The organism is Gammaproteobacteria bacterium (assembly GCA_029884425.1).
Lineage (GTDB): Bacteria > Pseudomonadota > Gammaproteobacteria > S012-40 > S012-40 > JAOUHV01.
Map to the genome: position 1 here is coordinate 1 of JAOUHV010000070.1, position 12103 is coordinate 12103.

Genomic DNA, 12103 nt, shown 5'->3' on the forward strand with positions numbered 1-12103 from the left:
TCTGCACGACGCTGCTACAAATGCTGACACCCACTTGGGCAATACGCACGATGGCTTTTCCAATATCATATTAATTCCAGGCACCTATGATTTTTATTACAGTCACGAAACCGGCGACGGCGTGCCGCAGAACATCCGTGGTCTTGTAAAAGAAGGTGTTGTGATCAATTCTCCATCGCTAAACCTCGACGTGGTGAGTCATTTGGTTCACGTCAATCTAACACTTAACGGCGAAGCATTCGCTAAAAACCAATACGTCGATGCCAATATCTATCTCGCCGGACCTCAATCCACCGAAGCGATGTTCGTAGGAAACACGCATGATGGCCCGCTCAGCATACGCGTTTTGCCTGGCACCTATGATCTCATTTATCGCCACGAAACAGGCGAGTCTGTGCCACAAAATAATAATTATCGCGTGTTAAAGAATCGGCCTGTCAGTGGAGAAACCTATTTATCAGCAAATATCCGCAGCAAAGCAGTAAGACTGTCCGCGACATTAAATGGCGCAGCATTTCCAGCCAATCAGAATACACTCAACGGCGGACGTATTTACGCGAGCAGTGGCGAAGGCGAACGAGTGCTATTGCTAAAAACACACACCGACTCCAGTACTACAGTTGTGTTAGCGGAAGGTGTCTATGATTTTTTCTACGAATACGCGGGTGGCAACGATGTGCCACGCAATGCATGGGTGAAAATCGGCTCGACAACCCTGCAATAATATTGAAACCCCTGATCAAGGGGCAGACATCAAAACTGCCCCTTGAATGCTATAGCCGCCACCTTTTAGTGCCATGACTATATCCGCACAAAAACAACAAGCGACTATACTTAGCATTTTTTATTGGGAAAAAGTAATAAGGATTTTTCCTCTTACAATTATGCTTGATCTATTGGCCTTATGTGAAAAATGCAAGATGCTCCCCAGTATTGTAGGTGCGATTAGCATCAGCGTAATCGCACGCATGATGGGACACCCACTTCTCCGATTACGCTAGCGCTAATCGGAGCTACGAGATCTACCTGCAACTAGTATTGTAGGCACGATTAGCATCAGCGTAATCGCACGCATGATAGGAATCAACCATTCCTCCGATTACGCTGACGCTAATCGGAGCTACGAGATCTGAGTTTGGTGAAGTCACTTTTCTGTTCCGAAGAAGGGTACCAGTCATTAATATTCTTCATCAGTAAGGATATATAATCCCCATCTAATCTTGGGGGGTTCCAGTCCTCGGTCCATAGCATTGCCTTTGTCCATTGAGAACTTGGTGGCAAGATTGGCTACTGTGGTCGTATCAATGTTCTCCTGATTAGCATGATTGTGGAGCTCTTTAAGTTTTACTTTATCTCCATCTGATAACAGACGATGAACACTTTGAAATTGTATTGTTCGCTCGTTGCCATTGCTATCAATAGCTGTTGCGTGGCTATTTTTTATTGATGGATTAGATATGCCATTAAACAACATTATTTGTTTTAGGACTTCGTCGAAATTTAAATTGATACCGATTTCGGAGGCTTGGTCTGTTATCTCTCGTGACTTATCTTGAGCAAGCTTATAGTTGTCTTCTAGCGCTTTAGGGAAATACCAAGGCTTCAAGTTTTCGCTGAGATCCGGTGGTGAATCGAAATATTTGGAGAGAAATCTAGCCTGTTCACTTATTTCAATAGTGTCAGAGCTGCTCATGGAATTACCAACACTGTTCTTCCATTGTTCAATTTTATTATCTACACGCTGATCTGCATATTTATCTACGAATTGAACCGGTGGTGTAGATGAGTATCTAGAAACATACATGTTATTGACTCCTTCCTTTAGCTGTTGGTCAATAAATAAGCAGGCCTCATGCCATCTATATTGATGACTGGCCAATAGTATAGGTTGTTGCTATAGAAGAAAAGCTTATAGCTAAATCTAAATGATCTATATATGAATCGAGCGGCAACTACTTGCCGGTTGTTTTCTATTGAGGAAAAGTAATGCCGGTTAGTTGATCTTATTCGTTGGCGATAATTATGGCATTAACTTAAAAGATACGGACTTTAAAATTAGCATTGTAGCTCCGATTAGCGTCAGCGCAATCGGAGCTACGAGATCTAAAAGTAATAGTTTATATTTACACCACCATCCATCGTACCCGCCGATGAACGGGAATACTCACTTTTTCCACTTCGGCTTGATTTGGAAGTAAACACACCAACCTTCCCTTCAACGCTAAATTTTTCGGAGAAAAAATGCTCACCACCGATCAATAAACCAGCAATATATATTTTATGAACATCTGTATAGTCATTAGAAAAAGGAGCTTGAGTAATCCAAGTATAATCATAAGACACTGTTCTTTTGTTAATTCCAACAACCCCTTCAAAGAACAGAGAATTTTCTCCAGCCCTGTAATAATTCCTTGCCCCAACACTCAAAGCAGTTGTTCGTGCATCCTCCGATAAATTATATCCATCCCTTTTATCTTCACTTTTTGAATCCCCGTATGAAACATTAACCGTTAATGCCTTATCCCCAACTCTCTTAATTAACGCTATTCCAGATGTTGCATTATCTGATAAATTTATAGTCAACATTTTAATTGATATTGCCAAATCAGAGCGACCATCTAATGCCTCCCCCGACACAGCCACACTTGATAAACTCAAAAAAAGCAAAAAAAATAGAATCCTATTCACAAATCTTCCTCCATAAAAATCTAACTTTTTAATAGACAGCAACTGACTATTCCAATACCACCGCAGCGGCCCATCACTCGATTTTCAACAATACCCCGCAACATCTCCACCCCGGATTAAACGCGAGCCAAAGTTCTGCCCACCAACCGGAAGGTGATGTGCTGCGAACGAATCTGACAGGGGAATGAATTTGCGAATGGACGAACCCGTCCGTGTTCTTCGTGTTTTCGATTTCCCTATTCAGACTTCCGATACTATCACCAAGCCTGTCCCGGTTCATCAGCCAGATGCGCACAGCAAAGCTCTGCGCTCGAGCTTTTCGCATCGGGGCAGATCAGCAGAAATCGGGGAGTGAGTAGCACATCAGAGCAGAAGCGCCTTTCGGCAAGTGCTTTTCGTTTTGATTCAACAGGAGGGAAAAAAATGAGTCGACCGATAAGCCGGGTTCTGTCGTGGACAGTCATTCATCTGGGACCTGCGTCACCGCAGGCCTCAAGCAGCCTACCCAGGGGCAGTGCGGGTCACACCTTGCGATCGAAATCGACAGCCCCTCTATTTGGCTTTGCTCTGGACGGGGTTTACCTAGCCGTCGACTGTTGCCAGCGACGCGGTGCGCTCTTACCGCACCATTTCAACCTTACCGGCGCTTGCGCGCTTAGGCGGTATATTTTCTGTTGCACTTTCCGTAGGCTCGCGCCTCCCAGGCGTTACCTGGCGTCTTACCCTGTAGAGCCCGGACTTTCCTCCACCGCAAGCGGCAGCGACTGTCTGGTCGACTCGGGCGGCATTATAGCCTAACGCCGTTTAGTTTTCGCCGCGTTTTGCCAGGGCGCGCTGGTAGACTTCGTTTTTCTTGCGACCGGTCAATTTCGCCGCCAATGCCGCTGCCTGCTTGGTGGACAATTCCTCCAGCAGCACATCCAGCACGCGATCCACGCTCAGACTGGCTTCGTCGGTCTCGACCTCGGGCGCGCCGGCCAGCATCAGCACGAACTCGCCTTTTTGCTGATTGTCGTCGCCTTCGACGAACGTCAGCAGCTCGCCCAACGGCGCACGGCGGATGGTTTCAAACCGCTTGGTCAGCTCGCGCCCCATGCAGGCCAGACGATCCGCCCCCAGCACCGTCACCATGTCACGCAGGCTGTCGATGATGCGGTGTGGCGATTCGTAAAAAATCAGGGTGCGGGTTTCTGCCGCCAATCCCTGCAAACGCTGCTGGCGACCACTGGATTTGGCGGGTAAAAAGCCTTCGAAGGCAAACCGGTCCGACGGCAGGCCCGCCACTGACAGGGCGGCGATCATGGCGCTGGCACCGGGAATCGGCGAGACGGTCACACCCATGTCGTGCGCCTGGCGTAGCAGTGCATAACCCGGATCACTGACCAGCGGGGTGCCGGCATCGGAGATCAGCGCCATGCTTTCGCCACGCAAAATGCGCTCGCACAGGACAGGGGCCATTTCGACTTCGTTGTGTTCGTGCAAGGACTGCAGCGGCGTACCAATCCCGAAATGGATCAGCAATGGACGACTGTGGCGCGTGTCTTCGGCCAGGATCAGCGCCACTTCGGCTAAGATTTCCACCGCACGTGGCGACATATCTTTGAGGTTGCCGATGGGCGTTGCTACCACATACAAACATCCAGACTGGTTTGACACAGCTTCCCTCCCCGGCACATACTTTGAAACTAGTTCTAGACGCGCATCCTACCCTTAATATAAACAGATAGATACTCGGAAAAGTCGCATTCACTCCATGACCTTAAAACTGCTCATTACTGGCCTGTTGGCCTTGCTGCTCGGCGCTTGCGCCCAGGCCCCGACCACCACGCCCGCCGGCTCATCCGCCATTGCGGTTACTAACATTGACAAAGCGCAGCAAAGCAATGCGGAGGAAGCACAGAAACACGCCGACATTGCCAAAGCCGCCATGGCCTACTTGCAGCGATCAAGCACTGCTGAACCCCCAAAGCGCCAGTTGTTAAAAATGCAGGCCATTGAACTTTACCTGCAAATTAATCAACTGGACCAGGCTCGCACCCTGCTGTCCGACATTGACATCACTCCACTGACCGCCGAACAACGCAACGCGTACCTGACTCTGCAAATTGAATTGGCGTTGCGCACGCGCGAACCCGAACGCGCACTGCAGTGGCTACAACGCTATCAACTCGATAGCGGCACGTCTGTCGAACAACGCAAAAATTATTATCAGTTCCGGATTCGCGCCTACGAATTACAGGGTGAACCACTAGCGGCGACGCGAGAACGTTCCCAGCTCGATGCCTTGCTCGCACCCGGTGAAGAAAAAACCCTGAACCAGCAAAAAATCATTTTGACGCTGACCTCCATGCCGGAAAAAACCCTGCTGGACCTGAGCACCAGCGAATCCAATCGGATTTTTTTCGGCTGGATCGACTTGTCGCTGCTGGTAATGAAAACTCCAGACCCCAATCGTCTGGCTAACATGCTCAATGTCTGGAAACGCGGCCATTTGTCGCACCCGGTCAGCGAAAACACCCTGGCCCTGCTCGCGCCACGCAAACCCGCCGACAACCAGCCACCATCGCTGGAACAAATCGCCTTACTGCTGCCACTTGATGGCCCGTTCAAAGACGCGGCCCAGGCCGTGCGCGATAGCTTCATCAGCGCTTACTACAGCCGGGCCGAACTGCGCCACAACTCGCAAATTCGCGTTTACAACACCGCCGCGCCCAACAGCAAAATTACCGACGTTTATCGTCAGGCCGTCGATGACGGTGCCTCGATTGTGGTAGGTCCGCTGCGCAAGGAAGAAGTCGACGCCCTGGTGGCCGACAATAATTTCACCGTGCCCACGCTGGCGTTGAACACAGTGGATGACAGCAATTTTTTCCGTGAAAATTTCTATCAGTTCGGTCTGTCACCCGAAGATGAAGCCCGCCAAGTAGCCAACCGCGCCTGGGCCGACGGCCACAATCTGGCAGCGGTCATTTATCCCAAGGGTGTGTGGGGCGAACGCGTTGCGCAGAGTTTCAGCCAGCGCTGGCAGGAACTGGGAGGTAAGCTGGTCGCCACCCAAACCTACGATGGCAAACAAACCGATTTCAGCGACTCCATCACCGCCATGCTCGACCTGGATGACAGCCGCACCCGCAATAACAAACTGCGCAACACCCTGGGTGAAAAACTCGATTTTGAACCACGTCGCCGCGAGGACATTGATCTGATTTTCATGGCAGCGTTTCCTCGTCAGGCACGCCTGATTCCGCCGCAGTTGAAATTCCATCACGGTGGCGACATCCCGGTGTACAGCACTTCGCACGTTTATACCGGCAAGCCCAATCGCAACGACGATCGCGACCTTAACGACGTGATGTTTACAGACATGCCCTGGACCCTGCCCGGCAGCAACCGCGCCGCGCTGTACGACACGCTGCAAAAAACCTGGCCGACCGAGTTGGCACAAAATTCACGGCTGTACGCCTTGGGCGTGGACGCCTACAACGTGCTGTACTACCTGAACTGGCTGCGCACCAATCCCAACGCCACCCTGAACGCAGCCACCGGCACTCTCAGCATCAACAACAAAAATCAGGTGCGTCGCAGCCTGGTCTGGGCCAGATTCAATAACGGCTGGCCGGAACTGATCAGCGACGCTCCGGTGATGCACCGCTAGTCATGGGACACACGCAGACGGTTGGCCAACATGCAGAACAGCTTTGCGCCAACCTGCTGCGCCAGCAGGGCTTGACGATTCTGGCGCAAAATTTCCGCAGCCGGTTTGGCGAAATCGACATTATCGCCAGCGATCGGAACGAACTGGTGTTTGTGGAGGTGCGGTTTCGCAAAAACGCCAACTATGGTCAGCCGTATGAAACCGTCACTCCGCGCAAACAGGAAAAATTGATCAAAACCGCCTGGAGCTATCTCCAAACCCAGCGCGGCACTGCCAACAAGGCCTGCCGCTTTGATATCATGTCGGTTACTGCCGATCCCCAACACATTGAATGGATTAAACATGCGTTCGATCTCAACCTTGCCTAAGATTTTAATTCTTACCCTCAGCCTGTCCGGCGTTGCGTTGCTGAGCAGTTGCGCCCCCGTCGTACTGGTCGGCGGTGCCGGATTGGGAGCTGCGGCCATTAACGATCGCCGCGACACCGCCACCCTGCTGGAAGATTCCGGCATTGAGTTCCGCGCCACGGACGAAATATATGGCGACAAAACCCTGAGCAAAAACGTGCAGGTCAAAGTGCACTGCTACAACGGCGTAGTGCTGCTGGTCGGCACGGCCCCCAGCGAGGCGATGCGCAAAAAAGTGGAAGAGATGGTGTTCACCATCAAACCGGTGCGCAAGGTCTACAACGAAATCCGCGTCGGCGAGCGCCTTGATCTGGAAAGTCGCAACAAGGACAGCTGGACCACCGCCAAGGTGAAAAAACAGCTGTTCGAAGAATTCGGTCTGGTCACCCACACGCTGGTCGTCACTTCCCACGAGATGGTGTACCTGATGGGCCTGGTCAACGCCGACGAAGAAGCCAAGGCACTGCAAGCAGCCTCGCAACTGAAGGGCGTCAAAGATGTCGTGCCGTTGTACGAACGCTATGACGTGATCGAGACCGACAGCCGCCGCTTCGCCAAGGCTGCGCCTATCAAGAAAACTCCGGCCGTCAAAGCTGCCGAACGCGATCGTCAGGAACAACTGGAAGACCAGGACACGCAATTGCTGCCGTACGACTTGCCACCGGCTGCCATCGTGCCCAAAGAGTAAGCCCGTTTGACATCAGTTTCCGCACTGCTGCCCCGGCTGCAAACCATCCTGGGCAGCGATAAATTGCTGCACGAACGCAACGACTGCTGGCCCTACGGCTACGACAACAGCCGTCGCCATGCACTGCCAGAAGCGGTGGTTTTTCCCAGCCGCCACGAGCAGGTCGTCGAAATTGTTCGCCTCTGTTTTGAGCATCGCATTCCGCTGATTGCCCGTGGCCGTGGCACCGGCACCACCGGCGCCACCGTACCGCAAACCGGAGGCATCGTGCTGTCCACCGAGCACATGAACCAGCCACCGCGCATTGACGCCGCCAACCGGCTGGCCATAGTTCAGCCCGGCGTCACCAATCAGCAGCTGCAGGATGCCGCCGCCAAACACGGATTTTTCTGGCCCCCCGACCCCACCAGTGCGGCGTTTTGCACCGTGGGCGGCAATCTGGCCTACAACTCCGCCGGACCGCGCGCCGTCAAGTACGGCACCCCAAGGGAAAACACCCTGGGACTCACTGCGGTTGACGGCACGGGCCGCACCTTAAAAGTAGGCACTCACACCACCAAAGGCGTGGTGGGATACGACCTCACCCGACTACTGATCGGCTCGGAAGGCACGCTGGGTATCATCACTGAAGCGGTGCTCAAACTGACGCCACTGCCGGAAGTCACCTACACCCTGCAGGCGATTTATCGCGATATTCACAGCGCCGCCCAGGCGGTGTCGCGTATCATGGCGCAACCGGTCGTCCCTTGCGCGCTGGAGCTGATCGACGGTCAGGCGATTGAGATGGTGCGCAATTTCTCGGAACTGGATCTGCCCAGTCAGGCCGGTGCCATGCTGATGATAGAGGTCGACGGCCCACGCGCAGGTATCGAAGAAAACGCAGCGGCTGTCAGTCATGCGGCGCAAAACAACGGACTGGTCAGCCTCAAACAGGCTCGTACCCAAAGCGAAACCGAGGCGCTATGGGCAACGCGCAAAGCCCTGTCGCCTTCGCTGCGCAATGTCGCGCCGAAAAAGATCAACGAAGATGTGGTGGTGCCGGTCTCGCACATTCCGCAACTGATTTCCGGCCTGGAACAACTCAGCAGCACACATCGCATCAAGATCGTCAATTTCGGCCATGCCGGCAACGGCAACATTCACGTGAATTTGCTGGTTAACCCGGACGACGCCGAGGAAATGCAACGCGCCCATGCGTGCCTGGACGAGGTGTTCAGCCTGGTACTGGCACTGGACGGTAGCCTGTCCGGCGAACACGGCGTGGGACTGGAGAAACGCGATTATGTGGAGCGTGAACTGGGCAGCGCGGCACTGGAAGTCATGCACGCCATCAAGCAGGTATTCGACCCGCACGGCATTCTCAATCCGCAAAAAACCCTGCCGCCAATCAGCCCAACTGCACCGGCAGGCGACGCACCAGCTTGATTTCCTCAGGACTTAGGCTGGCCTGATACGCCAGCACCTCTACCCCGGCAGCGGCGACCTGCGCCAGGGTGGCGGCGTAGAGCGGATCAATATGGGACGCCGCGCGAACCACCTCGGCATCCTCGCGCTGCACACAAAAACACAACACCGCCCGGCCTCCGCCCGCCACCACCTCGGCCAGATGGCGCAAATGCTTGGCACCGCGGGCAGTCACCGCGTCGGGAAACATCGCCACGCCCTTGTCCACCAGGGTGACGTTTTTCACCTCCACATAGCAGTCCGGCGCAGTCCCCTGGCTGAGGAAAACATCAAACCGGCTGCCGCTGTTAGCAAACGTCACTTCGCGCTTGAGCGATCCATACCCCTGTAACTCGGCAATCACGCCGTTTTCGATAGCCTCGGCCACCAAGGTATTGGCGTAGCCGGTGTGAATACCCACTATCACGCCATCCAGGGTGGTCACCATTTCCCACGAATAGGGATATTTTCGGTCGGGGTTGGCGGTATCGCGCAACCAGGCGGTACTGCCCGGGTCGGCACAGCCCTGCATCGAGCCCGTATTGGGGGTATGAGCGGTAATGACACTGCCATCAGGCAGTTGCACATCGGCGAGAAAACGCTTGTAGCGGGAAAGCAATCGGCCCGCAATCAGGGGCCGATCAAAACGCATTTGGAACGAATTCAGCGGGGCTTATAGCGACGCTTGGGCGACCGTGGTCAACACTGCACCAAGAACCACCAGCACACTCAGAACAAACATATCGGGCGTAGATTTTTTCATGATCGCATACTCCAGGATCAAAATTGTTGTGCATTACACCCCCTGTATCGTTCGCTGCGCGCTTTTCAATCGTGATTAGTCTCACATTACTACAAACTTGGTGGAAAATATTTGGCAGGTAGCAACATGAACCGAGAGAAGTTAGCGCCAACTCCCCCTTTACCCAGGCAACAACCACCCCGAAGGGTGGTTTGTCAGTCAGGTCGATCAGCCGCCACCAGCGGGCTGGATCGTCGGCATCCGCTGGCGCAGTTGCTCGGTTTGGCCGTCCAGGCGGTAGTCGTAAATGACGGTATAGGCCATGACGCGCTTCACATATTCGCGGGTTTCGCCGTAGGGGATGGACTCCACCCACAAATCTGCGGGCGTGGATACGTCAGGTATCCACTTGCTCACCCGGTACGGGCCAGCATTATAGGAGGCCGTCGCCAGGGCGCTATTGCCAGAGTTCTGCTGCAACATGCGCTGCAGGTAGGCCGCCCCCAGGCGAATATTCTTGTTCACGTCCAGAATTTCATAGTTGGAACGCACCCGGGTCTTGATGTCGCGCGCGGCCAGACGACCGGTCAGCGGCATCAACTGCATCAGGCCCAACGCTCCCGCAGACGAGCGCGCATCGGTCATGAAGCTGCTTTCCTGACGCAATACGCCATACACCCAGGCAGGATCAAGCGACTGCTCCGAGGCCGAACTGACCACCAGGTCACGAAACGCCATAGGGAAACGCAGTTCGATGTCGTCAAAATGCTCGGCCAGGGCCACGGTGGCAATCGCCCGGTCATGCCAGCCCCAACTGTCGGCCAGCACTGCGGCCCGGCGCAAGTCGTCTTCGCTGAATCCGGCTATGCCATAGAACCACTCGCGGCGCGCCTCAACAAACCGACCAACCTTATACAACTCCCGCGCCCGGGCAAAACCGGGCCGCTTTTCCAGCTCAGCCAGGCTGTCCTTGCTGAAATTCAGCGGTTCGGACGTAAACTGGTAAGGCAACCCCATCCGGTCAGCCGACATAAAGCCGTGATAGCTGCGCTCCTTGGCAAGGTCTCGATAAATACGCTCGGCAGCGGTTTTCAGCACCGGCATTTTACCGCTTTGAATTTCCAGAATCCGCGCCCGCCAGTATTGCCATTCCTGGGCATCGCGCTGCTCGCCTGTCAGGCTTTCAATCCAGGTCAGCGCCGCTGGCCAATCCTGACGTTTGAGTGCCGCTCTGACCCGCCAATGCTTGATGTCATCATTGGGCTGCTCGACTTCGCCCAACCATTTCAGTGCATCCGGGGCATCCACAAGCGCGGCACGCAGCGCCAGGAATCGATCCAGGCTGTGAACTTCATCCGCGTCCGAACGAAGATGGGTTTCACGCACTTGTTGCCACACGCCCATCGCAGCCTCTACATCACGGCGTGCCAGACGGCGGATACCGTGGCGCATGATCTTGCGCGCAATCGGCACATCCTTGCGGTAAATTCCCAGGTGCAGGGTTTCGGCGGGCTTGTCATACATCCTCCGCCAGCGCTGTGACCATTCCTGATCTTCTTTCAGCGGCAGTTCTTTTCCCAGGAACTGCGCCAGGGTCGGCCGCCCCTTGTCCATCGCCAGCTCAATGCGCTCCCAAATGGCTTCGCGATTCATGCCGCCTTTGGACTGCCAGATTTTAAATGCCGGATCGCACGAAGCGTGCTGCGGCTGAGCCACCATCCACAATGCACGGCTTTCTTCCATGGCTTGTGGCTCACGCGAGGTGCGGAACAGCGCTTCAGCATACTGACAACTCAGCTGGCTACCACCGCCGCTGCGATAGTTGACCACCAGTTTTTCCCAGTCTTTTTGTTTGGCCAGCTGATGCAGCCAGGCGTAGCGCAATCGATCGGCAATGGGCGTATTGTCGTAGGTCGACAGGAAATCCAGAATTTGTTTGTCGGTGGCACGACTGATGTTTTTGCGCAGGTATTCGTATTCCAGATAGGGGTACAGCGGGTAGTCCACCAACTGTTTCTGGATTCGCTTGAATGTATCGAATTTGTTGGCTTTAAGCTGGCTCATCGCCTGATCATAGAGCACGCGTTGCTGCTCCAACGTCGCTGCCAGTACCGCTGAACTAGCCAGCAGTAGACCTAGACCAAGAACCGGGAAAAAGATTGTACGTACCGTTACGCGTGCCATAATGGCTGACATCCTAACATCTGGGCATTTAATAAACCGTTAAGGGGCTCACACCATGTCTACTGTGTCGACCAATCCCGCCACGGGCGTAGTCGAAACCCACTATCCAACCTGGGACATGAGCCGCACCATCCAAACCATTGAGGATGTAGCAAAAGTCTCTCCGGTTTGGGCTGGCAGCCATTTTGCCCTAAGGCGGCGATTAATGCATCAGGCCGCCAGGGTTTTTCGTCAAAAAAATGACGATTTAGCCAGACTCATGACGCGCGAAATGGGAAACTGTATAAGGAAGCCCT

General features: G+C 53.9%; 11 protein-coding genes and 1 other RNA gene. 6 read left to right on the forward strand and 6 right to left on the reverse strand.

Annotation, left to right across the window (positions count from 1 at the left end):
* Positions 1-724 (forward strand): hypothetical protein (locus OEW58_13355; protein MDH5302335.1); only part of this gene is annotated, 724 nt, incomplete at its 5' end.
* A 453-nt stretch (positions 725-1177) separates the two neighbouring features.
* Here the strand turns inward: OEW58_13355 and OEW58_13360 are convergent.
* The 4 genes from OEW58_13360 to rsmI all read right to left on the reverse strand — a co-directional run bounded on the left by OEW58_13360 (position 1178) and on the right by rsmI (position 4344).
* Entirely contained in the window at positions 1178-1804 is a 627-nt protein-coding gene (locus tag OEW58_13360; protein MDH5302336.1) for a hypothetical protein, read from the reverse strand.
* 299 nt (positions 1805-2103) lie between these two features.
* The gene (locus OEW58_13365) at positions 2104-2730 is read right to left on the reverse strand and encodes a hypothetical protein (protein MDH5302337.1); all 627 of its coding nucleotides are present in this window, start codon (positions 2728-2730) and stop codon (positions 2104-2106) included.
* 378 nt (positions 2731-3108) lie between these two features.
* An RNA gene (gene rnpB / locus OEW58_13370) (RNase P RNA component class A) lies at positions 3109-3468 on the reverse strand.
* Between the two features lie 24 nt (positions 3469-3492).
* The gene (gene rsmI, locus OEW58_13375; protein MDH5302338.1) at positions 3493-4344 is read right to left on the reverse strand and encodes a 16S rRNA (cytidine(1402)-2'-O)-methyltransferase; all 852 of its coding nucleotides are present in this window, start codon (positions 4342-4344) and stop codon (positions 3493-3495) included.
* Positions 4345-4441: 97 nt separating this feature from the next.
* Here rsmI and OEW58_13380 point away from each other — a divergent pair, with 97 nt between their 5' ends.
* The 4 genes from OEW58_13380 to OEW58_13395 are packed head-to-tail and all read left to right on the forward strand — an operon-like array spanning position 4442 to position 8863.
* Positions 4442-6343 (forward strand): penicillin-binding protein activator, encoded by a 1902-nt coding sequence (locus tag OEW58_13380; GenBank protein MDH5302339.1) that lies wholly within the window; start codon positions 4442-4444, stop codon positions 6341-6343.
* A 2-nt stretch (positions 6344-6345) separates the two neighbouring features.
* Positions 6346-6711, forward strand: coding sequence for a YraN family protein (locus OEW58_13385; GenBank protein MDH5302340.1), 366 nt, complete (start codon positions 6346-6348; stop codon positions 6709-6711).
* Positions 6686-7438: a BON domain-containing protein gene (locus OEW58_13390; GenBank protein MDH5302341.1), complete on the forward strand. Its 753-nt coding sequence runs from the start codon at positions 6686-6688 to the stop codon at positions 7436-7438. The genes OEW58_13385 and OEW58_13390 overlap by 26 nt, the downstream gene beginning before the upstream one ends.
* A gap of 6 nt (positions 7439-7444) precedes the next feature.
* A complete protein-coding gene (locus OEW58_13395; protein MDH5302342.1) occupies positions 7445-8863 on the forward strand; it encodes an FAD-binding protein in 1419 nt (472 codons plus the stop codon).
* Here the strand turns inward: OEW58_13395 and sfsA are convergent.
* Both sfsA and OEW58_13405 read right to left on the reverse strand, forming a co-directional pair.
* Positions 8826-9533, reverse strand: coding sequence for a DNA/RNA nuclease SfsA (gene sfsA / locus OEW58_13400; GenBank protein ID MDH5302343.1), 708 nt, complete (start codon positions 9531-9533; stop codon positions 8826-8828). The genes OEW58_13395 and sfsA overlap by 38 nt on opposite strands.
* Positions 9534-9851: 318 nt before the next feature.
* A complete protein-coding gene (locus tag OEW58_13405; GenBank protein MDH5302344.1) occupies positions 9852-11807 on the reverse strand; it encodes a transglycosylase SLT domain-containing protein in 1956 nt (651 codons plus the stop codon).
* Positions 11808-11862: 55 nt separating this feature from the next.
* Between OEW58_13405 and OEW58_13410 the strand changes: the two genes are divergently transcribed.
* Positions 11863-12103, forward strand: a 241-nt coding sequence (locus OEW58_13410; GenBank protein ID MDH5302345.1) for an aldehyde dehydrogenase family protein, incomplete at its 3' end; no start/stop codon positions are given.

Bases quoted from the DNA above. Each gene is read 5' to 3' on its own strand.
- OEW58_13405 (MDH5302344.1), bottom strand. From the start codon at position 11,807: ATGGCACGCGTAACGGTACGTACAATCTTTTTCCCGGTTCTTGGTCTA.
- OEW58_13390 (MDH5302341.1), top strand. From the start codon at position 6,686: ATGCGTTCGATCTCAACCTTGCCTAAGATTTTAATTCTTACCCTCAGC.
- OEW58_13360 (MDH5302336.1), bottom strand. From the start codon at position 1,804: ATGTATGTTTCTAGATACTCATCTACACCACCGGTTCAATTCGTAGAT.
- OEW58_13380 (MDH5302339.1), top strand. From the start codon at position 4,442: ATGACCTTAAAACTGCTCATTACTGGCCTGTTGGCCTTGCTGCTCGGC.
- OEW58_13385 (MDH5302340.1), top strand. From the start codon at position 6,346: ATGGGACACACGCAGACGGTTGGCCAACATGCAGAACAGCTTTGCGCC.
- sfsA (MDH5302343.1), bottom strand. From the start codon at position 9,533: ATGCGTTTTGATCGGCCCCTGATTGCGGGCCGATTGCTTTCCCGCTAC.